At 68.6% G+C, this 24,610-nt stretch carries 26 protein-coding genes; 9 read left to right on the top strand and 17 right to left on the bottom strand.

Translation table 11 applies throughout. From position 1 onward, the window contains the following. Positions 1 to 55 precede the first annotated feature (55 nt). From EES48_RS10755 to EES48_RS10740, 4 genes are all read right to left on the bottom strand, one after another. On the bottom strand, positions 56 to 727 hold the full coding sequence (locus EES48_RS10755) for a response regulator transcription factor (RefSeq protein ID WP_122466642.1): 672 nt from the start codon (positions 725 to 727) through the stop codon (positions 56 to 58). A gap of 65 nt (positions 728 to 792) precedes the next feature. Beyond that, positions 793 to 2,370, bottom strand: coding sequence for a Do family serine endopeptidase (locus EES48_RS10750; RefSeq protein WP_122466940.1), 1,578 nt, complete (start codon positions 2,368 to 2,370; stop codon positions 793 to 795). 186 nt (positions 2,371 to 2,556) lie between these two features. Beyond that, positions 2,557 to 2,901: a DUF2794 domain-containing protein gene (locus EES48_RS10745; protein ID WP_122466640.1), complete on the bottom strand. Its 345-nt coding sequence runs from the start codon at positions 2,899 to 2,901 to the stop codon at positions 2,557 to 2,559. A 268-nt stretch (positions 2,902 to 3,169) separates the two neighbouring features. After that, positions 3,170 to 4,558, bottom strand: a complete 1,389-nt coding sequence (locus EES48_RS10740) for a S1C family serine protease (protein WP_122466638.1) — start codon at positions 4,556 to 4,558, stop codon at positions 3,170 to 3,172. Positions 4,559 to 4,704: 146 nt separating this feature from the next. On the opposite strand from EES48_RS10740, the gene EES48_RS10735 reads away from it, so the two are divergent. Both EES48_RS10735 and mdh read left to right on the top strand, forming a co-directional pair. After that, complete coding sequence (locus tag EES48_RS10735) at positions 4,705 to 5,496, top strand: DUF3313 family protein (protein ID WP_162998122.1); 792 nt, start codon at positions 4,705 to 4,707, stop codon at positions 5,494 to 5,496. 150 nt (positions 5,497 to 5,646) lie between these two features. Next, positions 5,647 to 6,609, top strand: a complete 963-nt coding sequence (gene mdh / locus EES48_RS10730; protein ID WP_122466634.1) for a malate dehydrogenase — start codon at positions 5,647 to 5,649, stop codon at positions 6,607 to 6,609. Here mdh and zapE read toward each other — a convergent pair. After that, on the bottom strand, positions 6,606 to 7,742 hold the full coding sequence (gene zapE, locus EES48_RS10725) for a cell division protein ZapE (protein ID WP_122466631.1): 1,137 nt from the start codon (positions 7,740 to 7,742) through the stop codon (positions 6,606 to 6,608). The two genes, mdh and zapE, sit on opposite strands and share 4 nt — an antisense overlap. A gap of 164 nt (positions 7,743 to 7,906) precedes the next feature. On the opposite strand from zapE, the gene EES48_RS10720 reads away from it, so the two are divergent. Next, complete coding sequence (locus tag EES48_RS10720) at positions 7,907 to 8,953, top strand: aspartate-semialdehyde dehydrogenase (RefSeq protein WP_122466628.1); 1,047 nt, start codon at positions 7,907 to 7,909, stop codon at positions 8,951 to 8,953. A 13-nt stretch (positions 8,954 to 8,966) separates the two neighbouring features. After that, complete coding sequence (rarD, locus tag EES48_RS10715; protein WP_122466626.1) at positions 8,967 to 9,929, top strand: EamA family transporter RarD; 963 nt, start codon at positions 8,967 to 8,969, stop codon at positions 9,927 to 9,929. Here the strand turns inward: rarD and EES48_RS10710 are convergent. The 4 genes from EES48_RS10710 to xrtH form a co-directional block, all read right to left on the bottom strand. After that, positions 9,914 to 11,311, bottom strand: a complete 1,398-nt coding sequence (locus EES48_RS10710; RefSeq protein ID WP_240623321.1) for a glycoside hydrolase family 30 protein — start codon at positions 11,309 to 11,311, stop codon at positions 9,914 to 9,916. The genes rarD and EES48_RS10710 overlap by 16 nt on opposite strands. Positions 11,312 to 11,408: 97 nt before the next feature. Further along, a complete protein-coding gene (locus tag EES48_RS10705) occupies positions 11,409 to 12,452 on the bottom strand; it encodes a LacI family DNA-binding transcriptional regulator (RefSeq protein WP_122466621.1) in 1,044 nt (347 codons plus the stop codon). A gap of 60 nt (positions 12,453 to 12,512) precedes the next feature. Further along, on the bottom strand, positions 12,513 to 13,178 hold the full coding sequence (locus EES48_RS10700; protein ID WP_122466618.1) for an exosortase H-associated membrane protein: 666 nt from the start codon (positions 13,176 to 13,178) through the stop codon (positions 12,513 to 12,515). After that, the gene (xrtH, locus tag EES48_RS10695; RefSeq protein WP_122466616.1) at positions 13,175 to 13,726 is read right to left on the bottom strand and encodes an exosortase H; all 552 of its coding nucleotides are present in this window, start codon (positions 13,724 to 13,726) and stop codon (positions 13,175 to 13,177) included. Before xrtH ends, EES48_RS10700 begins: the two co-directional genes overlap by 4 nt. A 163-nt stretch (positions 13,727 to 13,889) precedes the next feature. On the opposite strand from xrtH, the gene EES48_RS10690 reads away from it, so the two are divergent. After that, positions 13,890 to 14,195, top strand: a complete 306-nt coding sequence (locus EES48_RS10690; protein ID WP_122466613.1) for an entericidin EcnAB — start codon at positions 13,890 to 13,892, stop codon at positions 14,193 to 14,195. 10 nt (positions 14,196 to 14,205) lie between these two features. On the opposite strand, the gene EES48_RS10685 is transcribed toward EES48_RS10690, so the two are convergent. Then, the gene (locus tag EES48_RS10685; protein WP_240623320.1) at positions 14,206 to 15,195 is read right to left on the bottom strand and encodes an MltA domain-containing protein; all 990 of its coding nucleotides are present in this window, start codon (positions 15,193 to 15,195) and stop codon (positions 14,206 to 14,208) included. Between the two features lie 209 nt (positions 15,196 to 15,404). After that, complete coding sequence (gene timA / locus EES48_RS10680; protein WP_122466611.1) at positions 15,405 to 16,049, bottom strand: TIM44-related membrane protein TimA; 645 nt, start codon at positions 16,047 to 16,049, stop codon at positions 15,405 to 15,407. A gap of 171 nt (positions 16,050 to 16,220) precedes the next feature. On the opposite strand from timA, the gene secB reads away from it, so the two are divergent. Beyond that, entirely contained in the window at positions 16,221 to 16,724 is a 504-nt protein-coding gene (secB, locus tag EES48_RS10675; RefSeq protein ID WP_122466608.1) for a protein-export chaperone SecB, read from the top strand. A gap of 15 nt (positions 16,725 to 16,739) precedes the next feature. Here the strand turns inward: secB and EES48_RS10670 are convergent, their stop codons facing one another. After that, positions 16,740 to 17,276 carry a DUF721 domain-containing protein gene (locus tag EES48_RS10670; protein WP_122466605.1) on the bottom strand — a complete coding sequence of 179 codons (537 nt, stop codon included), beginning with the start codon at positions 17,274 to 17,276 and terminating at the stop codon, positions 16,740 to 16,742. A 20-nt stretch (positions 17,277 to 17,296) separates the two neighbouring features. On the opposite strand from EES48_RS10670, the gene mutY reads away from it, so the two are divergent. The 3 genes from mutY to xth all read left to right on the top strand — a co-directional run bounded on the left by mutY (position 17,297) and on the right by xth (position 20,169). Further along, positions 17,297 to 18,373, top strand: a complete 1,077-nt coding sequence (mutY, locus tag EES48_RS10665; protein ID WP_122466603.1) for an A/G-specific adenine glycosylase — start codon at positions 17,297 to 17,299, stop codon at positions 18,371 to 18,373. Positions 18,374 to 18,500: 127 nt separating this feature from the next. Beyond that, on the top strand, positions 18,501 to 19,136 hold the full coding sequence (locus EES48_RS10660; RefSeq protein WP_122466600.1) for a LolA family protein: 636 nt from the start codon (positions 18,501 to 18,503) through the stop codon (positions 19,134 to 19,136). Positions 19,137 to 19,371: 235 nt separating this feature from the next. Beyond that, positions 19,372 to 20,169: an exodeoxyribonuclease III gene (gene xth, locus EES48_RS10655; protein ID WP_122466598.1), complete on the top strand. Its 798-nt coding sequence runs from the start codon at positions 19,372 to 19,374 to the stop codon at positions 20,167 to 20,169. A 6-nt stretch (positions 20,170 to 20,175) separates the two neighbouring features. On the opposite strand, the gene EES48_RS10650 is transcribed toward xth, so the two are convergent. The 5 genes from EES48_RS10650 to EES48_RS10630 all read right to left on the bottom strand — a co-directional run bounded on the left by EES48_RS10650 (position 20,176) and on the right by EES48_RS10630 (position 24,589). After that, on the bottom strand, positions 20,176 to 21,480 hold the full coding sequence (locus tag EES48_RS10650; RefSeq protein ID WP_420807949.1) for a glutamate-5-semialdehyde dehydrogenase: 1,305 nt from the start codon (positions 21,478 to 21,480) through the stop codon (positions 20,176 to 20,178). 64 nt (positions 21,481 to 21,544) lie between these two features. Next, entirely contained in the window at positions 21,545 to 22,690 is a 1,146-nt protein-coding gene (proB, locus tag EES48_RS10645) for a glutamate 5-kinase (RefSeq protein ID WP_420807948.1), read from the bottom strand. After that, positions 22,687 to 23,736 (bottom strand): GTPase ObgE, encoded by a 1,050-nt coding sequence (obgE, locus tag EES48_RS10640; protein WP_122466596.1) that lies wholly within the window; start codon positions 23,734 to 23,736, stop codon positions 22,687 to 22,689. The genes proB and obgE overlap by 4 nt, the downstream gene beginning before the upstream one ends. Positions 23,737 to 23,777: 41 nt before the next feature. Further along, the gene (locus EES48_RS10635) at positions 23,778 to 24,125 is read right to left on the bottom strand and encodes a hypothetical protein (RefSeq protein WP_122466595.1); all 348 of its coding nucleotides are present in this window, start codon (positions 24,123 to 24,125) and stop codon (positions 23,778 to 23,780) included. A 107-nt stretch (positions 24,126 to 24,232) separates the two neighbouring features. Continuing rightward, positions 24,233 to 24,589, bottom strand: a complete 357-nt coding sequence (locus tag EES48_RS10630) for a DUF6152 family protein (protein ID WP_122466592.1) — start codon at positions 24,587 to 24,589, stop codon at positions 24,233 to 24,235. Between the last annotated feature and the right edge of the window lie 21 nt (positions 24,590 to 24,610).

The raw sequence follows: 24,610 nt of genomic DNA, 5'->3' as shown, positions 1-24,610 counted from the left end.
CCTCCCCACCCGGTCGCTTCGCGACCACCCTCCCCTCCAGGGAGGGAGACATCACTCAGGCCTCCAGCCGGTACCCCGCGCCGCGCACGGTCTGGAGCATCTGGCGGTCGAAGCCCTTGTCGATCTTGGCGCGCAGGCGGCTGATGTGGACGTCGATGACGTTGGTCTGGGGGTCGAAGTGGTACTCCCAGACCTTCTCCAGCAGCATGGTGCGGGTCACCGACTGGCCGGCGTGGCGCATCAGGAACTCCAGCAGCTGGAATTCGCGCGGCTGCAGGTCGATCTCGGTCTCGCCCCGGTGCACCGTTCGGGCGATCAGGTTCATCTCCAGGTCGCCGACCTTGAGCACCGTCTGCACCCCGCCCGTCTCGCGCCGCCGCGCCAGGGCGTCGACCCGGGCGATCAGTTCGGCGAAGGCGTAGGGCTTGACCAGATAGTCGTCGGCGCCGGCCTTGAGGCCCGTGACCCGGTCCTCAACCTCGCCCAGGGCCGACAGAAACAGCACCGGCGTCTGGTCGCCCATGCCGCGCAGGGTCTCAACCATGCCGACGCCGTCCAGTCGCGGCATCATGCGGTCGACGATCAGCACATCGAAGCCGCCCTTCTGGGCCTCGATCAGCCCATAGGCGCCGTCGGGCGCATGGACCACCTCATTGCCGGCTTCGTTCAGCCCACGGACCATGGCGCCGGCGGCGTCGGCGTCGTCCTCAACCACCAGAATGCGCATCGATCAGCCCCCGAAAAGTGAATCGCCGCCGATGTTAGCGCATCGGCGGCGATCCGGTCAGTCCATTACTCCGCGTCGGGCAGCTCCAGCACCACCGGGCTGTTCTGGCCGTTCGGCAGTCGCACCAGCAGGAAGACACTGTCGCGTCCGGCCTGCCGGGCCGCGGCGACGGCGGCCTGCAAGTCCGCCACCGACGACACGGCGGCCGTGCCGGCGCGAAGGATCACCACGCCCGGCGTATTGGCGAAGCGCACGTCGCCGCCCGTGGCCGTGCCAGTCACCACGATGCCGTTGACACCGGCTGGGATGGAATAGCGCTCGCGCAGGGCCGGCGTGATCGGCGTGACCCGCAGGCCGGCGACCTCGGTCCCCGTCGCGGCGCCCGGCGCGTTCGGCGTTTCAGCGCCGTCCAGACCACTGTTCAGACGGTTCAGCTCTTCCGTCGAGGGCCGCTTGCCGGAGGTGACATTGATCGTCTGGCGACGGTTGTCGCGCAAGATCTCAATACGGATGGTCTCGCCCTCGCGGGCGCGGCCGACCAGCCGTGTCACCTCCGTCGAACTTTCCACCGACTCGCCGTTGACCGACACAACCACGTCGCCGGCCTGCACACCCGCGCGGTCCGCGGGTCCGCCCGGTGTCACGCTGTTGATGAAGGCGCCCTCGAAATCGGCGTCGAGGCCCAAGGCTTCCTTGTAGTCGGGCAGCAGGTTGCCGATCGACACCCCCAGATAGCCACGCTCGATCGAACCGCCGCGCATAAGGGTATCAGTCACCTGCTTCGCCACGGAGGCGGGAATGGCGAAGCCGATGCCGACGGAGCCGCCTGTCGGCGAAAAGATCGCGGTGTTAACGCCGATCACCCGTCCGTAGATGTCGAAGGTTGGACCGCCCGAGTTGCCCCGATTGATGGCCGCGTCGATCTGGATGTAGTCGTTGTAGCCTTGTGGATCGATGTCGCGCGATTTGGCCGACACGATGCCGGCCGTGGCGGTGCCGCCCAGCGAGAAGGGGTTGCCTACGGCCACCACCCAGTCGCCGACGCGCGGCTCGGCCGATTCCTCGAAGCTGACGAAGGGGAAGCTGCCGCCCTCGACCTTGAGCACGGCAAGGTCGGTCCCTTCGTCGCGACCGACGATCGTGGCGGTGAATTCGCGCTCGTCGGTCAGCTTGACCGTGATCTCCTCGGCGTTCTGGACCACATGGTTGTTGGTGACGATGTAGCCGTCGGCAGAGATGAAGAAGCCGGAGCCGGAGCCCGCGCCCTCTATGCCCTCGTCCTCGCCGTCCTCGCCCTGCGGAGCCTGCTGCGGCAGCTGGTTGAAGGGGAAGGGCAGCAGGCGCTCCAGCCCGCCCATGCCACCGCCCGGCAGCTGCGAGCGGGGCGTGCGCGTCTTGACGTCGATCTGCACCACGGCAGGCGCGACCTGGTCGAAGATGTCGGCGAAGCTGAGCGGGGCGCCGGGCGGCGGGGCGAAGGCCATGCCGGCCGCGCCGGAGGTGGGGATCAGCTGTCCCGCGCGGGCGGCGGGGCGATCCTGGGCGACGGCGCCCGGCCACTCGATGACGCCGCCGGCGGTGGCGGCGGCCGCGAAGCCCAGGCCGACGACGGCCCCGAGCATGAACTCCTTACGCTTCAGCATGGTCATCCTTGATCAGTCCGGACCGTGGCGTCCCGAGATGTCGGGCTGAACGGGTCCGCGTCGAGATATAGAGGCATGGCGGGGGAAGCCAAGCCGCGCAACTTAAGCTTCGGAAAGGTCAGCGCCCGGGATGCGGCGAGGTTGCGGCCGAACGGCGCCATCGGATGAGGCGCGTCGTCGCGTGCGTCACTCGACCACGCTGAAGCGGCGGCCTTCGAACACGCGCAGCACCTGGGCCAGGTCGCGGCCGCGCTTGAGGATCTGGCCCGCCGGTCCGATCACGGCCCAGGCGCCCTGACGGTTGGCCAGGGCCGGGCGCTTCTCGATACGATAGGCGGGGGCGTCGCCGTGACGGCGGAAGACGGCGAACTCGGCCCAGTCGGCATGGCCCAGGATCGAATAGTCGCGCCATTCGCCTGAAGCCACCATCCGCCCATACACCCTGAGGATAGGGTCCAATTCGCGCCGGTCGAAGAACACCGGCCCCTGGGGGCCTGACCGTCCCTGCGACTCAGGATTTTCAAGGCTCATGCGAGGAGAGTTAGGCGCCGGGAGCGAAAAGGCCAGCGCCGCCGTGGTGGGGACGATTCAAGGAATTCGCCTGAGTCACGAAAAGGCCGCGTTTCGGTCCTTTCGCCGCCCGCATGGCGATCGACAAGGCCAGTGTCGACCGGCCGGGAAGCTTGAGGTCCCGGATCCTGAACAGCCCCCCCAGCCCCCCGTGGCTTTGAGGTTTCCGGCCAGTCGACGATCCCCTCCCAAGTGAAGCGCCCGCCTGACCCTCCCTCCCCCTCCCTGGTCAGGCGGGCGTTTTGCTGTCCGGCGCAGGTTCGGGCGGGGGCGGCGCCGATCGGGCGCCGGCCGGATCGGGCGCCGCTTCGGGTGCGCCGCCGGCGATGGCGAGGGTTTCGATCGCCTCTCCCCGCAACACCTCGATTTCCGCTCCGGCCGCGCCGTCGCCGAGCGTAGCCGCCACAGTGGCGAGATCGCCGGGAGCCCGGCCGTTGACCGCGCGGATCACATCGCCGGCCGTCAGCCCCGCCGTGGCCGCGTTCGATCCGCCCGCCACCGAGGCGACGGTCACGGTGCCATCCTCGCCCACCCGCAGCCGCGCGCCCCAGGCCAGCAGCGCCTCGCGGCCCAGCATCACGGTCGGCATGGTCTGGGGCTCGATCGCAAGCGTCCCGCGCCGCTCCTCACCTTGCCGCAGATAGACCAGCGGCAGGCTGTCGCCCGGCGAGGCGACGCCGACAGCCGCGAGGAACGACCCGGCGTTGGCCACCGGCCGGTTGCGGACACGGGTCAGGACATCGCCGCGCCGAAGCCCCGCGCGCTCGCCTGACGAGCCCGGCTGCACGTCCTCGACCACGGCGCCGCGCGCCAGGGCGAGGTCCAGGGTCTTGGCTCTGGCCGGATTGAGGGATGCTACGGTGACGCCGGTGCGGCCGCGCACCACCGCGCCGGTGTCGCGCAGCTGGGCCACCACCACAGCCATTATGTTGGTCGGCACGGCGAAGGCGATGCCGTCATTGCCGCCGCCGAATCCGCCCGACAGGATCGAGGTGTTGATGCCGATCAGCCGACCCCGGCTGTCCAGCAGCGGCCCGCCGGAGTTACCCGAATTCACCGCCGCGTCGGTCTGGATATAGTCCTCGACCGCATCACCCAGACCGGAGCGGCCGAGGCCCGAGATGACACCCATGGTCACGGTCTGGTCCAGGCCCAGCGGATAGCCGACGGCGAAGGCGATATCGCCGGTCTTCAGGGTGTCGGAATCGACCACCGGGACCTGGTTCAGGCCGGACGCCTCGATCTGCAGCACGGCCAGGTCGGTCGCCTTATCGGCGCCCAGCAGTTTCGCATCCAGCGAACGGCCATCGGGCAGATCGACGCGGAAACTCTGGCCGCGATCGACGACATGATGGTTGGTGACGATGATCCCCCGCGCCGCGTCGATGATGACGCCCGAGCCGCCGGTGATCTCGCGGGCTTCGGTCTCATCCGAACTGGGGCCTGCTGATCGACCGAGGGTCGCCACGGACACCACGGCGGGCAGGGCGTTCTCCAGATTATCCGCGAAGCTGAGGACGCCACGCGAGGCGTCGGTGGGAATCTGGGCCAAGGTTGGAGACGCGGCCGCCAGGGCCGCCAGGGTCGCGATCAGTGTCGGCAGTCGGCGGTGGGTCATCGGCGCTCCAGGGACGAACCATGACGGTAGCGCGGGAAATCGCGGCTGACGACGAACTTTCGGCGGATGGGACACCTGAACCTCCGGTGGGGCCGCGCGTTCGGGCCGAACGGGCCTTCCCCGAGGCTTCCGCATCAGGATCGATCATGTCGTTTCGCATACCCACCGTCGCCGCCCTCGGCGCCGTCCTCGCCGCCTTGGGCGCCTGCGCCACGCCGCCCGCGGCGCAGTCGGGCTTTCTATCGAACTATTCCGCTCTGACGCCCGAACCCGCGACCCTGGCCTCCATCCGCCAGAACCGCGACGAGGCGACCTTGGCCAATGTCGAGCGGCTGGCGCTGGAACCGGCCGTGTTTGTCGGCGGGGCCGAAGCGGGCCTGAGCGCCGAGGAAGCCGGATGGGTCCTGGCCGAGGTCGATCGGCAGGTCTGCTACGAACTCAGCGAGCGCTTCACCGTCCTGGAGCCCGGCCAATCGGGAGCTCAGGCCACGGTGCGGATGGCGGTGACGGGTCTCAGCCTGACCAATCCGGCGGGTTCAGGCCTGTCGGCGGTGGCCAACTGGTTCATCCCGGGTCCGATCGGCGTGCGCGCGCCCGGTTCGACAGGCGGGTTGGCGGCCGAAGGCGAGTTGGTGCTGGTCCCCGACGGTCGGCAGGCGGCCGCCATCACCTGGGCGCGCAACGCCAAGGTCGTGGGCTTCGACACGCCTTCCCTGTCGCGCCTTGGGGACGCGTTGCAGCTGGCCGAGCCGCTGGGCGACGCTGTCGGTGACGCCTTCGCCCCCGAAGGTCGTGAGGTCAGGGAGATCGCCGATCCAGACCCCTGCGCCCGGTTTGGCCCACGCACGCGACCGGCGGGTTTTCTCGCCCGCATGGCGACCGGCCTCTACGACCCCGGCATGAGCGCCGCCCCGCGCGAGACGTCGCCCGAAGAGTAAGCGCGACTTGCGATGGCGGGCGGTCGGGTCTAGACGCGCGCCAACCCTTTCGCATCGCACTAGAGCGCCGATCGCGCCGCGTTTCGCGAGGCCCCTCCGGGCCTCAAGCAGCGCGAAAGCGCGGTAGGCCCACTTAATAAGGATTCTCCCATGGCTCGCGCGAAGATCGCCCTCATCGGCGCCGGCATGATCGGCGGCACCCTGGCCCACGTCGCGGCGCGCGAAGCGCTGGGCGACGTCATCCTGTTCGACATCGCCGAGGGCACGCCCCAGGGCAAGGCGCTGGACATCGCCGAGGCGACCTCGGTGTTCGGCCAGGACGTCGCGCTCAAGGGCGCCAACGACTACGCCGACATCGCCGGCGCCGACGTTTGCATCGTCACCGCAGGCGTGCCCCGCAAGCCGGGCATGAGCCGCGACGACCTGGTGTCGATCAACCTCAAGGTCATGAAGGCCGTGGGCGAGGGCATCAAGGCGCACGCCCCGAACGCCTTCGTCATCTGCATCACCAACCCGCTTGATGCGATGGTCTGGGCGCTGCAGAAGTTCTCTGGCCTGCCGCACGAGAAGGTCATCGGCATGGCCGGCGTGCTGGATTCTGCCCGTTTCGCCTATTTCCTGGCCGAGAAGACCGGCGTGTCGGTGCAGGACATCCACGCCTGGACCCTGGGCGGTCACGGTGACGACATGGTGCCGATGGTGCGCCACTCGACCGTCGGCGGCCTGCCGCTGCCCGACGCCGTCGCGGCGGGGCTGCTGTCGCAGGCCGATCTGGACGCCATCGTCGATCGTACGCGCAAGGGTGGCGGTGAGATCGTGGCCCTGCTCAAGACCGGGTCGGCCTTCTACGCCCCCGCCGAGAGCGCCATCGCCATGGCCAAGTCCTATCTGCTCGACCAGAAGCGCGTCCTGCCTTGCGCCGTCTGGCTGTCGGGCGAATACGGCCTGTCGAATCTCTATGTCGGCGTGCCCGCCCTGATCGGCGCCGGCGGGGCCGAGAAGGTCATCGAGTTCACCACCAACGACGATGAGAAGGCCATGTTCGCCAAGTCGGTCGAGTCGGTGAAGGGCCTGATCCAGGCCTGCAAGGACATCGAGCCGGCGCTGGCCTAATCCCCGGCCGGCGGCCAGGAGGCGCTGGCCATTTCCCTCAGGCGGCTGGCGGTGCGTTCGAACTCGAAGGCGCCGGTCCCTGACGGATACAGCGCCTCCGGCTCGGCCGCGGCCAGAACGATCAGCCGCGCCTTGGCCTCGTAAAGAGCGTCGATCAGGGTCACCAGACGCCGCGCTTCCTGGTGGCGATCGGAGCCAAGCACCGGCACGTCCGACAGGAACAGGGTGTGAAAGCGCGCTGCGATGGCCAGATAGTCCTGCGGGCCCCGCGGGCGCGCGCACAGGTCGTCGAAGGTCGCTCGAGCCAGGCCGCCGGCGGTGCGCTCCACCACGACATCCCGGCCCAGAACGGTCAGATGGGTCGGCTCCTCGGGCTCGTCGCCCTTCATCTCGGCCCAGAGCGCCTCGAAGCCCTCGCGCGCCTCAGGCTCCAACGGCTGGAACCAGACAGTACGTCCGGCCAGGCGGTCGCGGCGCCAGTCTCGCGCGCCGTTGACCTCGACCACCGCGCAAACCTCGCGGATTTGATCGATGAAGGGGACGAACAGCTGGCGATTGATGCCGTCGCGATAGAGGTCGCCGGGCTCGCGGTTGGAGGTGACCGCCAGCACCACCCGATGTTCATTCAGCGCCTCGAACAACCGGCCCAGGATCATGGCGTCGGCGATGTCGGTGACCTGAAATTCATCGAAGCACAGCAGCCGCGCCTCCGAGGCGATCAGAGCGGCGACCGGGGCGATTGGATCGTCGCCACCAGCGGATCGGCGCCATGCCGATCCGCCACTCGATATGTGTTCGCCGAAGACGGCGCGGCGGGCGTCGGCGTCGCCCTCGCGCCACTGGCGGATCAGGTCGTGGACCCGGGCCATGAAGGCGTGGAAGTGGGCGCGGGTCTTCGAGGGTTCGGGTGAGCAGGCGTAAAACAGGTCCATCAGCATGGACTTGCCTCGCCCCGGCGGCCCCCAGAGATAGACGCCGCGCACGCGAGGGGCCTTTCGGAACAGGCCCGGTCTTTTGGCCAGATCGCGCGTCAGCCGATCCAGTTCGTCCAGCGCCGCCGCCTGCGCCGGGTCGTGGGTCAGCCGCCCGTCGTCGATACGGGCGTCATAGGCGGTGCGCAGAGCTGTCGGCATGCCCCCGCTTAGCGAGCCCGGCGGTCGCGCGAAAGTCGGCTTGCGTATCGGGTCGAAGGGCCTATGTCGGAGCCACGGCGAACGCCGACCCCAATCACACTCTAAGCGCTCAAGCAGCGAGCCTCCGCGAGGCGAGCGATAGCGCGTCCGAAGGACACACCAAGATGAGCTATTCCGTCGCCGTCGTGGGCGCCACCGGAAGCGTCGGCCAGGAGATGCTCAACATCCTGGAGGAGCTGAACTTTCCGGTCTCCGAGATGCACGCCATCGCCTCGCGCAAGTCGCAGGGGACCGAGATCGCCTTCGGCGACAAGACGCTGAAGTGTCAGGATATAGAACGGTTCGACTTCTCCCAGGTGGACATCGTGCTGATGTCGGCCGGCGGCGACGTGTCGCGCGCCTGGTCCGAGAAGATCGGCAAGGCGGGACCGATCGTGATCGACAACTCCTCGGCCTTCCGCCGCGATCCGGACGTGCCGCTGATCGTGCCCGAGGTGAACCCAGACGCGATCAAGCTGGCCAGAAAGAAGAACATCATCGCCAATCCCAACTGCTCGACGGCGCAGCTGGTGGTGGCGCTGAAGCCCCTGCATGACGCGGCGCGCATCACCCGGGCGGTGGTTTCGACCTATCAGTCGGTGTCGGGCGCCGGCAAACAGGGCATGGACGAGCTGTGGAATCAGACCAAGGCCATCTACGGCCTGGGCGACGCCACGCCCAAGGTGTTCCCGAAACAGATCGCCTTCAACGCCATCCCGATGATCGGCGCCTTCCGCGACGACGGCTACACCGACGAGGAAGCCAAGATGTGGGACGAGACCCACAAGATCCTGGACCCGTCGATCAAGCTGACCGTGACCTGCGTGCGCGTGCCGGTCTTCGTCGGCCATTCCGAGGCGGTCAACCTGGAGTTCGAAAGCCCGCTGGACGCCGAAGACGCCCGCGAAATCCTGCGCGAGGCGCCGGGCGTGCTGGTCGTCGACAAGCATGAAGCCGACGGCTACGTCACCCCGGTCGACGCCGCCGGCGAGCACGCCGTCTATGTGTCTCGCATCCGGAACGACCCCACGGTCGAGAACGGCCTGAACCTTTGGATCGTGTCCGACAACCTGCGTAAAGGCGCGGCCCTGAACGCCGTGCAGATCGCCCAACTGCTGGACGAACAGGGCGTGATTCAGCCCAAAAGCGGCTATCGCAGCCTGACCGTCTGAGCCGAGCCGCACCATGACCCCCACTCCCGCCGCCAGCGACGCGCGCGCGGCCCTGATCGCAGGCGTGGGGTGCTACGCCATCTGGGGCGTCATCCCGCTGGTGTTCCAGCAGATGGACCGGCTGGGCGCCGACGCCTGGGAGATCATGGCGCATCGCACGGCGTGGGCGGTGCTGTGGGCTCTGGCCCTGGTGCTCCTTCTGCGCCAGTGGGGTCAGGTGCGGGCCGCCTTCGCCAATCGCCGGGTGATGGGCTGGATCGTCGTCTCCACCCTGCTGATCGCGGCCAACTGGACCACCTATGTGATCGCGGTGAACAGCGGTCGGACCCTGGACGCCAGCCTCGGCTACTACCTCAATCCCCTGCTCAACATGGCGGCCGGCGCCTGGCTGTTCAAAGAGCGGCTGAGCCGCCTGGGCCTGATCGCCATCGGCTTGGCCGGCATGGGCGTGGTGTTGCAAGCCGTGGCGCTCGGCCACCTGCCGTGGATTTCCCTGTTCCTGGCCTTTTCCTTCTGCGCCTACGGCATCATCAGAAAGCGCGTGGAGGTCGAGGCGCAGCCGGGCCTGTTCCTGGAATGCCTGCTGCTGGCCGGTCCGGGCCTCGCCTGGATCCTGTTCATCGAGAGCCGGGGCGCGGGGCATTTCTCGGCCAGCCCTGAGATGATGTTCTGGCTCATGGCGGCCGGGCCGATCACCGTTGTGCCCATGGCCCTGTTTGCCTGGGCGGCGCGGCGCATGCCCTATTCGACCATGGGCTTTCTGCAGTTCCTGGCCCCGACCATGGTGTTCGTGATCGGCGTGCTTCAGGGCGAGCCATTCGGCTGGCTGCGCGGAATCAGCTTTGGCTTCATCTGGGCCGGCGCCCTGGTCTTCGCCTGGGGCGCGCTGAAGGCCCGCCGCGCCGCCCGCGCCGTGGTGCCGCCCGAGCCCGGCCTGCTGGACGAGCCCCAGCCGCCGTCTCAGCGCCAGACGTAGGTCGCCGCGCTTCGGGGCGGCAGTTCGGTTGCGGCGCGCCGACCGCCCTCGGCGATGTCGAACTGGACCGGCTCGGTCCCCTCGTTCAGGGCGATCAGCACTCGTGACCCATCGGGATTGACGAAGGCGACCCCATCCAGGCCCTCGGGCTCCAGCGAGGCCACCCGAACGGCGCCCGGCATGACGAAGCGGCTGGCGTGGCCGAAGGTGTAGTATTCCTGGTTTCGGGTCACCTCGCCCGTCCGGCTGTCGATGGTGACGATGCCCCTGCAGTCGCCGCAGCCGCCGGCGTGGGGGCCGTAGTTTTCGTCCAGCGCCAGGTTCCACATCAGCACCCCGCGCGCCCAGTTCTCGACCGAGCCGATGATCAGGGTCTTCATGGTCCAGACGAAGCTGTCGCCAAAGTCCGGGGACCATTCGCCGCCCGAGCACTCGGTGAAGAAGACGTCCTTGTCCGGATGGGCGTCACGCACCGTGGACTGAGCCCCGACCTCGCCTCCGTAGCAATGCCAGGCGACGCCCGAGACATATTCTCGCGCCACCGGGTCGGCCAACACCGTCAGGGGCTGCTCGGGCTGATCCCAGTTGTGGTCCCAGTCGAGGATCTGAGACTCGATCCCGGCGGCGCGGAGCTCCGGCCCTAGATGTTGGCCGATGAAGCGTGCCCGGTCGGCGGGCGGCCAGCGCATGCCGGGGTATGAGTCGGGTTCGAAATCCGGTTCGTTCTGGATGCTGAGATAGTCGGTCGGCACGCCGTGGTCGGACGCCGAACGGATATAGAGCCGCCAGTAGTCGGCGTAGGCCGGATAGTGCTCGGGCTTAAGCTGGCCCGTGATCAACGAGTTGGAGGTCTTCATCCAGCCCGGCGCGCTCCAGGGCGAGGCCATGACCTTCAGATCGGGATTGATGGCCAGGGCGGCGCGGACGGTGGGAAAGACGTGCTCCTCCATGCGCGCGGTCGAGAAATCCTTCAGCTCGGGATCGGCCGTGTCGGCCAGGCTGTAGTGATCCAGCGAGAAGTCGGAGGCGCCGACGGTGACCCGGGTGAAGCTGAAGCCCAAGCCCTGCCCGTCACGGCCAAACAGCTCCTTGAGCAGGCCGTCGCGGGCGGGTTCGGAGAGGCGGGTCTGGATCAGATGGGCCGAGGCGTCGGTCACCGAGGCGCCGAAACCGACCATGGTCTGGAAGCGCTGCGTCGGATCGACGGTGACGGTCGGCCCGCTCTCGGGGCGGACCGCGAAGACCAGCGGACTGGCCGCCGTCAGCAGTGCGCTGCGGTCGGCCGAGGTGATCCAGGCGCCCGCCGACGGACCGGATGGCTCGGCCAGAGTCGCGCACCCCGCGGCGCTCAGCGCCAGAAGCGCCGCCGTGACGCCTCGCAAGCTCGCGTATCCCCAATGAGCCATCGTCGCCTTCCCCGCATGATCACGCCTCTCATTGGAAGCGCTTCCAACATTCGGCCCGGTCACACCCGGTGAGTCAAGGCGCGGCCCGGGTTGAACCGCGCACCACCACCTGATGCGGGAGGCTCGAAAACCGCCAGGGTGCGTCACGCGAGGCGCCGCTGACCCGCCCGGCAAGGGCGCGGACGGCCGCCTGCCCCATGTCCTTGAGCGGCTGATGCACTGTGGACAGAGGCGGCCAGACGATCTCAGACACCGGCGTGTCATCGAACCCGGTGATCGAGACCTGTCCGGGAATATCGAGACCCAGGGCGTGGGCCGAGGACAGGGCGCCGGCCGCCATGTCGTCGTTGGCGCAGATCAGGGCCGTCGGCGCCGAGGACTGCTCCAACATCCGTCGAGCCTGCTCGATCCCGGAGCGGAAGGTGAAATCCCCGCGCGCGACCTGAACCGATTCCGCCGCAAGCCCAGCTTCCCCCAGCGCCCGCATCAAGCCGTCGAACCGCTGCTCCGCCGACAGGTGCCCCACGATGCCGCTGATGAAACCGAAACGCCGATGGCCCAGCTGGATCAAATGGCGCGCGATGTCGTGACCGCCGGCCTCGTCGTCGATGCCGACCCCATCCGCCAGATTGCGTCCAGCCCCGCCGGGCGAAATCAGGGCGACGTGGCCGCCCTCGCGACGAATGTCTTCAATCAGGGAGGCGTCGTCGGCGAACGGCGGGGTCAGGATCACCCCTTGGCAGCGCTGGACGCTCATCACCTCCAGCACCCGGCGACGGCGGTCCGGCGCATCCTGGGGCACAGGGCGCGCCATCAGCTGAAAGCCCAACGCCAGACATTCACGCAGGGCGCCCAGTTCCAGCGCCGAGGCGTAGAAGGAATTGGGTTGGGCCTCCAGATCCGACGCCAGGATCAGCGCCAGCGTCCGGCTCTGCCCGCCAGCCAGGGATCGGGCCTGTGGATTGACGCGATAATTGAGGGCGCGGACCGCCTCCCAGACGCGTTCACGCACCTCCTCGCGAACATTCGGTCCGCCGTTGAGCACCCGCGAGACGGTGGTGCGAGCCACTGCCGACTGGCGCGCCACATCGTCAATGGTGGGTTTTTTGGCGGTCAATCACGGCCCCTTGGAAGCGCTTTCGACGATGCCGTCCAGGCTGCGCTCGGGCAAGTCGCCTCAATCGGAAATCGTCGCGCTTCGACGCCTGAGCACGCCGGTCACCATGGCGCGGGCCTCGAGATTGAGCACAAGCCACGCCACCACCGGCGCCGCGAGAGGCAGAATGGCCATGGTCACATAGTCCCCCAGCTCGACGGGATAGGCCATCCAGTCCGGGTATCGGGCGGCATCGACCAGCACCCCGCTGTGACGAAGCCCCGCTCCCCAATCCAGTTGGTTGACCTCCACCATATGCTTGGCCAACAGCACCCAGGCGGCCGAGAACACGCAGACGCACGTCATTGCGGTCACGCCGATCAACATCTTGAGCAGCCAGCGCGACGCGCGCGGCGGCGCCGCCATGAGGGCGAGAAAAAAGGGAATGGAGAGCGCGAGCCTGAGCAGCTCGGTTTCCGCCAATTGCAGCGTCAGCACGCCACCGCGACCGTCCGAGCCGATCGCCATGTCCCCGGTCACAACGCGCCAGCCGCCGTCCGCGGGTTCCAGGGTGTCAACAACGCCAATGCTGCGACCCGCAAGCTCAACGAGGGGCGATAGCAATTGAGTGAGGATGTGGCCGCCGAACCAAAAGCCGATCAGCAGCGGAATGGCCGCAAGGACGGTGACGATCGCAAACGAGCGAATCGACCGGTCGGCCGGAGGCGGTTCGCTCGTCGGGCTCACGCCGCAATTCCCTGGGGTTCAGACGTCGGCCCTCCGACAGGCCCGAGACTGCGGATCCAGATCATCAATGCCGCCAGTGCGTCGATCATGATCAAGGCGTCCCAGACCCATACATGAAAGAATTCGAACACATCGGGCGCCAGCCGCGCCAGATAAAGCAGACTGATGATGCGCAGAAGGTTGATGGCCTGAACCGCCGCCACGCCTGCCGCGACGCCGATCATCCGTTGTTTGACGGTAGCCGGAAACGCGAGGATCGCCGCGATGAGCAGCAGGCAGACCTCCACTGCATTGCAGCCCGCCTCCACCCTGACCGCGCCACGGCCGTCGACGAACGCCAATACGGTGCCGTCGGCCCGAACACCACCGCCGAACAGATTGATCAGGAAGGTGCAGACGTGGACGAGTGACGCGGTGAACGGCTGGGTGAAATAGCGGTCGACGGGCGGCGCCATCAGCAGGGCGGCCAGTCCGATCGCGATAATCGTGAAGGCGACCAGATACGACAGCCCCGGCCGCGAGCGGCGGAATTGAGTCAGTCCGTTCATGTCGCCCCCATGCGACGTCTCTGCCGCCGAGCGACTTTCCCGCCGCGCCGTCGCCCTTGTCAATCGCCGTTCTCTCGTCGCCGCGGCCGCATGTCGCTTGAGCGGCGCGAAACCGTCGCGTCCGGCGCGCGTTCAGCGCCTAAGCTTCACCGGAGATTCCGTCATGACCCTGCGCGCCATCAGCCTCGCCGCCGTTGCGGCCCTAACCCTCGCCGCATGCTCCGAGGCCGAACAGGATGAAGCCGCGGCCGAAACCGCCGCCGCGGGCGAGAACGCCGAAGCGACGGCAGCAGAAGTCGGCGACGCCGCCGCCGTGGCCGGTGACGCCCTGGCCGAAGAGGCCGCTCAGGTCGGTAGCGCCGTGAAGAGCGGCGTGTCTGACGCCGCCAAGGAGATCGATCAGACCACCGATCGCTGGGCTGCCGAAGCCGAGGCGCGCGAACAGCGCGAAGCGGCCGACGGCGCCTGACGAGGTTTCCTCATGGCCGCGGTATGAGCCGCCACATACGCAGAGGATGCCTTACCGTGCCGGCTTCGTCGCCGGCTGCGGCCCCCCGACCCATGTAGTAGTCGGCCCGAACCTGACCACGAATGGCGCTCCCCGTGTCCAGCGCCATGACGAGTCCCTGATAGCCACGCCGGGCGCCCGCCAGATTGCCGCCATCGGCGATGATCCAGGCGACCTGCCCATAATCCCAGTGGGCGGGGTCCACGGCCACCGAGCGCCCGGCCACGAGCGGCATGCCGGCCGCGCCGGCCGGATGGCCATCGTCATCGGCCGCCATTGAAAAGAAGATGTAACGCGGGTTCAGACCCATGACCTCGCGCGCCTCGGCGCCACGATGGGCCGCCAGCCAGGCCATGATTGCTGATCCCGAGGTCCCGTTGCGCGGTAGCAGGCCGCGCTCGGCCATGGGACGGGCGATCCCGACAAAGGTGTGCCCGTTGTCCGCGGCGTAGGCCGCCCGGGCCTTGGCCCCGTCCTCGAAGCTGAGATAGCCGGATCCCTGAATCTGCAGGAAGAACAGATCCTCGGCCCGCATCCAGCCCAGCACCGGCGCATTGATCTCGCCGCGCTCGATGGCGGCGCGATCGGGGTACTGTACGAAGTCGCCATTGGCTGTCAGCCGCCGGAAGGCCGTTCGGCCATTGACGCCGGGGCGGCGGGCCAGATCATCGGGCACGCCCAGAATAGGCGCGTCAAATTCATAGCTGGCCTGGCGTCGCGCCTCGTATTCGGGCGCGAAATAGGAGGTCAGCAGCCCTTCTCCGCCGATGCGCTCGACCGTAAAATTGGTTTCGAAGAAGGCGCGGGCCCGTTCCCGGTCCGGCGGGCCGTAGGCGGCTAGCTGGCGAGCGCGGTCGCACACCGTGCGCGCAGCGGTATCGCGATCAACCGAGCATCCACCGAGATAGGCGGCGAAAGCGGAGGCGTGATCCTCGGCCGACCAACCGGGCAATTCGGACACGTTCTGACCCGGAGGCGCGGGCGGGTAGTAGGGTTGTGGTCCAGTGTCCGGCAGGGTCGGCGCCGGTGTGGGAAGGACGGGCTGAGGCGCGGCGGTCGGAGGTCCAAGCGGTGTCGGCGACCGCTGAGCCGGAGGCGAAGACACGGCGCACGCCGCCAACAATGCGGCGGCCATAGCACCGAGCGCGAGACGCGCCGCGCGGGCGAGAATCACGCCGAGGCCGCCTCGACCCGGGCCAGCACCCAATTGGGATCGTTGCTGCCGACCGCCCGCTCGAACGTCCAGTGCTCGGCGGTGCGGCGCTCCTCGGTGGTCTCGTCGCCCTCGGCCGGCTTTAGACGCGACGACAGTTCCGCCAGGAACCGGACCTTGGCGCGGGCGCGGTCGCCTTCGACCTCAATGGCTTCCAGATCGGCGCGGGGCGGATGGACGAACTCGACCGTCTCGCTCTCCGCACGCGTCTCGCGCGCGACGATGCCGGTTTCGAACGATTCCATGACTGGCGAGGCCAGGAGCGGCTTCAACGCCGTGCGGTCGCCCGAGGCATAGGCGCGCACGATGGTCTCATAGGCGCTGCGGGCGCCGATCAGAAAGCGGGAGACGTCAAAGGCCGGATCGCGCGCCTTCAGCGCGGCGACGCCTTGAGCGACTTCCGGAGCCAGCGGCGGCTCGCCGCGCGCGGGGCCGGCAGTCGGCGGCGGCGCGGCGGCGCCCTTGGCGGCCAGTTCGGCCTCAAGCTTCTTGGCGTTGTCCTCGGGCTGGCGGCCAACCTTCTTGCCCAGCACATTGTAGAGCTGGAACAGCACGAAGGCGGCGATCACCGCGAAGATGACGATGATGAATTCTTGCGGCATGCGCTTTCCCGAGACTGATCTTCGGGATTAAGGGGCCATTCGGGCGCGCGCAAGGCGAGGCGGCCGCTCAGAGGCGATCACGGCGAGATTGCGACCACCGGTCACGGATGCTAGCAGCGCCCCTCTTGTTCCGTGGCCGCCCATCGGCCCCCAGCCCGTGATCGACTTTCCATGACCGACCTCCCGATCGACACCGCCGCCTCGGACCAGCCGGCGCCTACCGGCCCGTTCTTCCGGGTCCTCGCCCAATTCGTGCGCGACCTGTCATTCGAGAATCCTCGCGCGCCGGAAAGCCTGCGCATCGAGGCCAAGCCGGGCATCGACATGGGCGTGGAGATGAACGCCAAGGGCCGCGCCGACGGCCTGTTTGAGGTCGACCTGAAACTGTCGGTCAAGGCCAGCACGCCGGAGACGGCGCTGTTCCACGTCGAGCTGGTCTATGGCGGCCTGTTCCAGATCGGTAATGTGCCCGAAGCCGATGTCGAGAAAATGCTGCTTATCGAATGCCCGCGCTTCCTCTTCCCCTTCGCGCGCCAGATCATCGCCGACGCCACGCTGCAGGGCGGCTTCTATCCGCCTTTCCTGGTCGATCCGCTGGACTTCGCGGCCATCTACAACGCCCGCAAGGACCAGATGCAGGGTCAGGTTCAGGGTCAGCCGCCGGCCCAGGTCTGAGGTCGGCGCGGTCGCTCAGCGGCCGCCCATCACCGCGCGCCCGAGACGCGTCAGCGCGGCCTTCAGCCCCTCCGGCGCCGCCTCCACGGATTTCGACAACTCGGCCTCCGCTTCGGCGGGCAGGGGCGGTTTGATCGCGCGCCGGGCGGGCGCGCTCGCCGCCTGAAGGCCCCGCACGGGTCCCTGGCTGATGCGCAGCTTCTCGACCGCGCCCTCGCCGAGGAACAGGTTCACCTGGGCCAGGATCTCGGCCGACTGATGCTGAACCAGCAGGGCGGCCGGCCCCGCCACGCGAAGCTCCAGCGTCGCTCCGGACCCGTTTCGACCGCGCGTCAGCTTGATTGGCTGGGTGACTTTGGCCAGCCGATCGCCGACGATCTCTCGCCAGCGGGGCTCCAGAGCCCCGGCGCCGCGGCCGTACCGATCGTCCAGCTTGCGGATCAAGGGCTGCAGCGCGCGGCCCACCGGCGGGGCGGGGCGGGGCGCGGGGCGGCTCTTGCGGCGCGCCAGGATGGCGCGGGCTTCGCTTTCCGAGGGCAGTTCGCGGGGCATCGGCCTATATAGCCCCTTCCATGACGACGTCGGCTGAAAAACGGGCGGAGACGATCAGGCCCGAGGCGCGGCGGGCGCTGCTCGCCTGGTATGACGACAACGCCCGCACTCTGGCCTGGCGGATTGGTCCCTCGGATCGGTCGGGCTCCGGACCCGATCCCTATCGCGTCTGGCTGTCGGAGGTGATGCTGCAGCAGACCACCACCGGTCACGCCGCCCCGTACTTCGAACGGTTCACGACCCGTTGGCCGACGGTGACGGCCCTCGCCGCCGCCGAGGACGCCGAGCTGATGGGCGCCTGGGCGGGCCTGGGCTACTACGCCCGCGCCCGCAACCTGCTGGCCTGCGCCCGCGCCGTCGCCGGCGAGCACCGAGGCGTCTTTCCCGACACCGAGGTAGGCTTGCGCGCCCTGCCGGGTGTCGGGGCCTACACAGCCGCGGCGGTGGCGGCCATCGCCTTCGACCGCCCCGCGAATGTGGTCGACGGCAATGTCGAGCGGGTCATGGCGCGGCTGTTCGCGGTCGAGACGCCGCTGCCCCGGGGCAAGCCAGAGCTGACCCGTCTCGCGGGCCGGATGGTAGGCGAGGATCGTCCCGGCGACTGGGCTCAGGCCCTGATGGACCTGGGGGCCACGGTCTGCCGGCCGCGTCAGCCGCTGTGCGGCGTGTGCCCGGTGGCCGACTGGTGCGAGGGCCGCGCCTCGGGTCGGCCGGAGCAGTTCCCGGTGAAGGCGCCGAAGGTCAAGAAGCCGCGTCGCCGGGGCATCGCCTGGGTGATGCTGGACCGCGAGGGGCGGGTGGCCCTTGCCCAGCGGCCGAACAAGGGTCTCCTGGGCGGCATGGCGGGGCTGCCGACCTCCGACTGGGGCGACGCGCCCGCCGAGACGCCGCCGACCGAGGGCGACTGGCTCGAGGCCGGCTCTATCGACCACGTCTTCACCCACTTCGCCCTGACACTCGAGGTGCGAGCCGCGCGCGGGATCGTCGAGCGCGGCGCGTCCAACCAGTGGGCCGATGTCGAGACGGCGATCGCCATCCTGCCCACCGTGTTCTGCAAGGCTCTGGCGCGGGGACTGGCGGCGCTCGACGAAGGCTAGGCGGAACCGTTGTGCATGAACCGCGCTTCATCGGGCCGCCGGAATATGGTCAGGCTGGGGCCACGGGCTTGCCCGACAGGCCCTGCACAATGATCCAATCAGACATCCCGAACGGGAGACGACACGAATGACGCTTTCACGCCGCCAACTGGCCTTTGGGGCCGCCGCCTTGAGCCTGTCGGGCCTCGCCGCGCCCGCGCTCGCCCAGACGCTGAGCGCCGAGGACCGCACCCTGGTCGACCAGGCCTCGGCGTATCTCCAGAGGCTGACCTCGGCCCAGGGCACGTTCACGGAAACCGGACCGGGCGGACAGACGCATCGCGGCCGCTTCTGGTTGCAACGTCCGGGCAAAATGCGTTTCGAATACACCACGCCGGAAGGATTGCTGGTGGTCTCGGACGGCAACAACGTCAGCCGCTATGACCCGCGCATCAACACCTTCCGTCAGGTGCCGCTGGGTCAGACGCCGCTGTCGACCTTCCTGTCGCGAAATGTCCGCCTCGCCGAAGATGTCCGCGTCGATCGCGTGACCCGCAGCCGCAACGGTGCCTTCGCCATCGTGGCGCGCGACCGTCGGCGACCGAACGAGGGTTCGGCCGTGCTGGCCTTCGCCGGTTCGCCCATGCGCCTGCAGGAATGGACCCTGATCGATGCGCAGGGCCAACGCACGCGGGTGCAACTCAACACGCTTCAGCCCGCCTCGGGCCTGGCGTCCAGCCTGTTCGTGCTGCGCGACCCGACCCGACGTCCCGGCCGGAGCTAGAGATCGTCGCGCCGCGACGATCGACCTCACGCGAGATTTCGAGAATCGGACGCTCTCTCGTTGACCTTTTTTCTGGGGCGTGACAGTTTGGGCACAGGGCGACGGCGGTCGTCCTCCGTCCCGGATGTCATCCCCTCCCGGGTGCGGCGTGAGAGAGACATAAACTGCGAACGACGCCCGGTCCTCGGACCGGGCGTCTTTTTCGTTGGCCGCAGGGCCGTGCTAGGCGCGGTCCATGAGCCTGAGAGTCGCCACCTGGAACATCAACTCCGTCCGCCTGCGGGCCGATCAGGTCGCCCGCTTCGTCGCCGAGCGCGCACCCGACGTGATCTGCCTGCAGGAGATCAAGTGCCGCACCGGCGAGTTTCCCGAGCAGGCGTTTCGCGACATGGGCCTCCCGCATCTGAAGGTCATGGGCCAGAAGGGATGGCATGGTGTCGCCATCGCCTCGCGCCATCCGATCGAGGACGCGCCCGACACCAAGGCCTGCCGCGAGGGCCATGCCCGCTGCGTCTCGGGTGTTATCAAGGGCGTCGAGATCCAGAACTTCTACATCCCGGCGGGCGGCGACGTGGCCGATCGGGCGCTGAATCCCAAGTTCGATCACAAGCTGGACTTCTACGAGGCACTGACCCGGGAGTTCGGTCGCCGCGATCCGTCGCATCCGCTGCTGTTGGCCGGGGACTTCAACATCGCCCCCGGCGAAAACGACGTGTGGAACCACCGGCACATGTCCAAGATCGTCAGCCATACGCCGGTCGAGGTGGAGACGCTGAAGCGGCTTCAGGCCTCCCTGGGTTTCGTCGATGTCGTGCGCGAAGCCATCCCCGAGCCGGAGAAGCTCTTCTCCTGGTGGAGCTATCGGGCGCTCGATTTCCGAAAGTCCAACAGGGGTCTGCGCCTGGATCACCTGTGGGCCTCGCCGGGTCTCCACCCGGCCGTAGCCAAGAAGACCGCCCGCGTTCATGACGACGTGCGCGAATGGGAGCGTCCGTCCGATCACGCGCCCGTCACGGTCGATCTGGCCGTCTGACGCCGCTCAGGGCCGGGTCTGACCCCGACCCCGAATGGCGTATTTGAAGCTGGTCAGCTGTTCGGCGCCGACCGGTCCGCGCGCGTGCAGTCGGTCGGTGGAGATGCCGATTTCGCCGCCGAAGCCGAACTCGCCGCCGTCGGCGAACTGGGTCGAGGCGTTGGCCAGCACGATCCCGGCGTCCACCTGGGCCAGGAACCGCTCGATGGCGGCTTCGTCCGAGGCCAAGATGCATTCTGTGTGACCCGAGCCATAGCGGGCAATGTGGTCCAGGGCCTGATCCATGTCGTCGACCACGCGCACGGCGATCACAGCCGCGAGGAATTCGGTGGCCCAGTCCGCGTCGGTGGCCGGCTTGGCCTGGGGCGCCAGAGCGCAGGTCGCCTCGTCTCCCCGCATCTCGCAATCCAGCGCCGTCAACGCCTCGGCGATCGGCGGCAGAAGGCGCTCGGCCGCCGCGCGATCGACCAGCAGGGTTTCGGCGGCCCCGCACACCGACACGCGGCGCATCTTGGCGTTGACGGCGACGTCGCGGGCGGTGTCGGCGTCGGCGCTCTCGTGGACATAGACGTGATTGACGCCTTCCAGATGGCCCAGCACGGCGACCCGCGCCTCGGTCTGAACCCGCTCGACAAGGGAACGGCCGCCGCGCGGGATCACCAGGTCGATCGACTTATCCAGGCCGGTCAGGATTTCGCCGACGGCCGCGCGATCCCGCGTCGTCACGATCTGCACCGTGTCGGGGCTGAGCCCCGCACTCTCCAGTCCCTCGACCAGGGCCGCGTGGATGGCCAGATTGGAACGCAGGCACTCCGACCCGCCACGCAGGATCACGGCGTTGCCAGCGCGCACGGCCAGGGCGGCGGCGTCGGCGGTGACGTTGGGGCGGCTCTCATAGATGATGGCCAGCACGCCGATCGGGGTGCGGACCCGGGCGATGTCCAGGCCGTTGTCCGGCGTCCAGCGCGCGGTCTCGGCGCCGACGGGATCGGGGATGGCGGCGATCTTCTCCAGCGCGCCGATGACTCCGTCCAGGCGTTTTTCGTCGAGCGCCAGCCGGTCCATCATCGCCGAGGCCATGCCCTTGGCTTTGGCGGCTTCCAAGTCGGCTTCATTGGCCTCCAGCACCTCGGCGGACCGGCGCTTCAGCGCCTCGGCCATGCCGGCGATGGCCTGGGTGCGGGTCTCGGCTGAGGCCAGGGCCAGGGCTCGAGACGCGGCGCGGGTGCGGCGGCCCATGTCCAGCATCTGAGCCTTGAGGTCGGTGTCGGACTGGGTGTGGGCGGGGCTCTCCGGAGCGGTCTGGGTCATGCTCATCTCCTTAAACCTTGCCCCTGGCGGCGAGATTTCAACCCCGTGAGGGGTTCGGGGCCGATCACCTCATCGACAGATCGTCGGCGTGGACCACGACCGGACCACCCGCGTAGCCCAGCGCCGCCTTGAGTTGGCTGGACCTCAGCCCGGCGATCTTGGACACGTCGCCGACATCGTAACGGACCAGCCCGCGGGCGATCTCGGCGCCGGTCTGGTCGAAGATTTCCACCGGATCGCCTTTGCCGAACCCGCCGTCGGCCGAAATCACGCCCGCCGCCAGCAGCGACTTGCCCTTGCCGAGCGCGGTGGCGCAGCCGGCGTCGACCACCAACTGTCCGCGCGTCGCCAGCGAGCCGCCGATCCACTGCTTGTAGGCGGCCTTGACCGTGGTCGAGGCGGCGATGACGGTGCAGCGGCGTCCCTCCTCTAGATGCTGGGCTCCGCGCTTCTTGGCTCGGCCGGCGGCGATCAGGGTGGTGCAGCCCGCCTCGCCGGCGATGCGCGCCGCCATCAACTTGGTGGCCATGCCGCCCGTCCCGACCCCGGCGGCGGCGTTGGCGCCGGTGGCCATGGCCTCGATCTCCGGCGTCAGTTCCTCAATGTGCGGAATATGCTTGGCGTCCGGATCCACGCGGGGGTCGGCGGTATAGACCCCATCCACGTCCGACAGCAGGATCAACAGGTCGGCGCTGATCAGCTGTGCGACGCGCGCGGCCAGCCGGTCGTTGTCGCCATAGCGGATCTGTTCGGTGACGATGGTGTCGTTCTCGTTGACGATGGGCAGAGCGCCCATGTCGAGCAGGGCGCCGACCGTGGCCCGTGCGTTCAGCCAGCGGCGCCTGACCTCGGTGTCGTCGCGGGTCAGCAGGATCTGGGCGGTGACGATGTCATAGGGATCGAACACGGATTCCCAGGCGTGCATCAGCATCGATTGCCCGGCCGCCGCCGAGGCCTGCTTCCGCTCCAGCCCGCCGCCCCGCGCCTTGGCTCCCAGCCGCCGTCGGCCCAGCGCCACCGCGCCCGACGAGACCACCAGCACCTGTTTGCCCTGCGCCTTCCACTGGGCGATGTCGGCGGCCAGACCCTTCAGTCGGACCATGTCGACAGCGTTGGTCTTGCGGTCGACCAGCAGGGCCGAACCAATCTTCAGCACGATGCGGTCGGCGGCGCCGATGACCTTGGCGGCCATCGGCTTGCGAGAAGTCATGGGGTCCATGCCTGGGGAGTCGTCTCCGTGTTGTTGTCATCGATCAGATCGCCCCGGGTGCGGCGCACCTCGGCCCAGGCGGCGCGGAGCAGTTCCTTCACCCCTTCGCCCGAGACCCCGGAGACGAGATAAGGCTTACGTCCGGCGGCCGCTTCCAGTTCCGCCGCCTTATCCGCGCGCGCCTCGTCCGTCAGGGCGTCGATCTTGTTCAGCGCCAGGATTTCGGCCTTTTCGCCCAGACCCTCGCCATAGGCTTCCAACTCGTTGCGGATGGTGCGCCAGGCCGCCACGACATCGTCCTGGGTCCCGTCGATCAGGTGGATCAGGCTGGCCGAGCGCTCGACATGGCCGAGGAACCGGGTGCCCAGGCCCGCGCCCTCGGACGCCCCCTCGATCAGGCCGGGGATATCGGCGATGACGAACCGCTCGGTCGAGGACAGGTCCACCACCCCCAGGTTCGGCGCCAGGGTGGTGAAGGGATAGTCGGCGATCTTGGGCCGCGCGGCCGAGGCCGCGGCAAGGAAGGTCGACTTGCCGGCGTTGGGCAGCCCCGCCAGGCCGATGTCAGCGATCAGCTTGAGACGTAGCCAGATCCACTTTTCCTGACCTTCCTGGCCGGGATTGGCGTGTTTCGGGGCCTGATTTACCGGACCCTTGAAGCGGGTGTTTCCCCAGCCGCCGTTGCCGCCCGAGAGCAGCAGTTCACGCTTGCCCACCGTGTCCATGTCGAGGATCACGGTCTCCTTGTCCTCATCCAGCACCTGGGTACCGACGGGAACCTTGAGCAGCACGTCCTCGCCCTTGCCGCCGTGCATGTTGCGGCCCTGGCCGTGGTGGCCGGTCTGGGCCTTGAAATGCTGCTGGTAGCGATAGTCGATCAGGGTGTTCAGCCCCTCGACCGCCTCGATCCAGACGTCGCCGCCCCGGCCGCCGTCGCCGCCGTCGGGACCGCCGTTGGGAATGAATTTCTCGCGCCGGAACGAGACGGCGCCGCCGCCGCCGTTGCCCGAGCGAATGTAGATCTTGGCCTGGTCGAGGAATTTCATCGCCGCCTTATGCCGCAGCGCGGCCCCGCGAGCGAGGGGCCTCAGAAGTAGGCGATTAACCGCCCCAGGGTCACCACGCCGAGCCAGAAGACCAGCGACAGGGCCGCCATGACCTTGAGCGTGGGAGACGCAGCGTCGCCGCGCCCGACCCGGTGGAAGGCCAGGGCGTTCAGTCCCGCGAGGACGATCACGATCAGCTTGGCGCCGAACAGCCGGGACCCGGCCAGGGCGACGGCATCGGCCGCGAACAGCACCGCGCCGCTCGCGACCATGACGACGAACCCGATCAGGGCGACCGGTACGCTGGCTCTCTGCAGCGCCAGACGGTCAATGCCGCGCCCGTAGCCCAGGACCCGAAGGTCAAGCAGACCGATCGCCCCGACCACCATGATGGCGCCGATGACATGGGCGGTGTTGGCGATCGGATAGGCCCAGGCCGACCCTCCGGCCCAGTCGGCCAGGGGCGAGGCGGCGACGGTCTCGGCGAAACCCGGGATCAGCGCAGTTCGACCGTCTTGCCGTCGGCGATGATCCGTTCGGCGCGCAGCTCGCGCGTGCCGTCGCGGTGCGGATAGGCATGGACGGTGACCGTCTGTCCCACGGCGATGTCGGCCTCGGCCAGGCCGCGCGCGCTCATCCGCGACACCGGCGCCAGCACCACGTCCCAGCGCTGGCCCTCGACCTCGATCACGATTGAGCCGTGGGGGCTGCCCCAATGGCTGTCGACCACGGCGGCGGTCGGTCGCATCGGGTTGTCGGCGTCATAGGAACTCCAGCCGTGGTGGGCGTAGGCGGCCGTGGCGGCCGCCATGACAGCGGCGGCGGGAGCGGCGAACAACAGACGGCGGGACATGGCGACCTCCAGGACGTTCGG

Origin of the sequence: Brevundimonas lutea, assembly GCF_003704105.1 — a bacterium.
Classification (GTDB): domain Bacteria; phylum Pseudomonadota; class Alphaproteobacteria; order Caulobacterales; family Caulobacteraceae; genus Brevundimonas; species Brevundimonas lutea.
Note: the sequence above shows the minus strand (reverse complement) of the source record. Positions and strands in the feature narration are given on the sequence as shown.

What these genes read in the sequence shown, in the direction of transcription:
- EES48_RS10755 (WP_122466642.1), bottom strand. Translation starts at nt 727, where the DNA reads ATGCGCATTCTGGTGGTTGAGGACGACGCCGACGCCGCCGGCGCCATG.
- EES48_RS10750 (WP_122466940.1), bottom strand. Translation starts at nt 2,370, where the DNA reads ATGCTGAAGCGTAAGGAGTTCATGCTCGGGGCCGTCGTCGGCCTGGGC.
- EES48_RS10745 (WP_122466640.1), bottom strand. Translation starts at nt 2,901, where the DNA reads ATGAGCCTTGAAAATCCTGAGTCGCAGGGACGGTCAGGCCCCCAGGGG.
- EES48_RS10740 (WP_122466638.1), bottom strand. Translation starts at nt 4,558, where the DNA reads ATGACCCACCGCCGACTGCCGACACTGATCGCGACCCTGGCGGCCCTG.
- EES48_RS10735 (WP_162998122.1), top strand. Translation starts at nt 4,705, where the DNA reads ATGTCGTTTCGCATACCCACCGTCGCCGCCCTCGGCGCCGTCCTCGCC.
- mdh (WP_122466634.1), top strand. Translation starts at nt 5,647, where the DNA reads ATGGCTCGCGCGAAGATCGCCCTCATCGGCGCCGGCATGATCGGCGGC.
- zapE (WP_122466631.1), bottom strand. Translation starts at nt 7,742, where the DNA reads ATGCCGACAGCTCTGCGCACCGCCTATGACGCCCGTATCGACGACGGG.
- EES48_RS10720 (WP_122466628.1), top strand. Translation starts at nt 7,907, where the DNA reads ATGAGCTATTCCGTCGCCGTCGTGGGCGCCACCGGAAGCGTCGGCCAG.
- rarD (WP_122466626.1), top strand. Translation starts at nt 8,967, where the DNA reads ATGACCCCCACTCCCGCCGCCAGCGACGCGCGCGCGGCCCTGATCGCA.
- xrtH (WP_122466616.1), bottom strand. Translation starts at nt 13,726, where the DNA reads ATGAACGGACTGACTCAATTCCGCCGCTCGCGGCCGGGGCTGTCGTAT.
- EES48_RS10690 (WP_122466613.1), top strand. Translation starts at nt 13,890, where the DNA reads ATGACCCTGCGCGCCATCAGCCTCGCCGCCGTTGCGGCCCTAACCCTC.
- timA (WP_122466611.1), bottom strand. Translation starts at nt 16,049, where the DNA reads ATGCCGCAAGAATTCATCATCGTCATCTTCGCGGTGATCGCCGCCTTC.
- secB (WP_122466608.1), top strand. Translation starts at nt 16,221, where the DNA reads ATGACCGACCTCCCGATCGACACCGCCGCCTCGGACCAGCCGGCGCCT.
- EES48_RS10670 (WP_122466605.1), bottom strand. Translation starts at nt 17,276, where the DNA reads ATGCCCCGCGAACTGCCCTCGGAAAGCGAAGCCCGCGCCATCCTGGCG.
- mutY (WP_122466603.1), top strand. Translation starts at nt 17,297, where the DNA reads ATGACGACGTCGGCTGAAAAACGGGCGGAGACGATCAGGCCCGAGGCG.
- EES48_RS10660 (WP_122466600.1), top strand. Translation starts at nt 18,501, where the DNA reads ATGACGCTTTCACGCCGCCAACTGGCCTTTGGGGCCGCCGCCTTGAGC.
- xth (WP_122466598.1), top strand. Translation starts at nt 19,372, where the DNA reads ATGAGCCTGAGAGTCGCCACCTGGAACATCAACTCCGTCCGCCTGCGG.
- EES48_RS10650 (WP_420807949.1), bottom strand. Translation starts at nt 21,480, where the DNA reads ATGACCCAGACCGCTCCGGAGAGCCCCGCCCACACCCAGTCCGACACC.
- proB (WP_420807948.1), bottom strand. Translation starts at nt 22,690, where the DNA reads ATGACTTCTCGCAAGCCGATGGCCGCCAAGGTCATCGGCGCCGCCGAC.
- obgE (WP_122466596.1), bottom strand. Translation starts at nt 23,736, where the DNA reads ATGAAATTCCTCGACCAGGCCAAGATCTACATTCGCTCGGGCAACGGC.
- EES48_RS10635 (WP_122466595.1), bottom strand. Translation starts at nt 24,125, where the DNA reads ATGGTGGTCGGGGCGATCGGTCTGCTTGACCTTCGGGTCCTGGGCTAC.
- EES48_RS10630 (WP_122466592.1), bottom strand. Translation starts at nt 24,589, where the DNA reads ATGTCCCGCCGTCTGTTGTTCGCCGCTCCCGCCGCCGCTGTCATGGCG.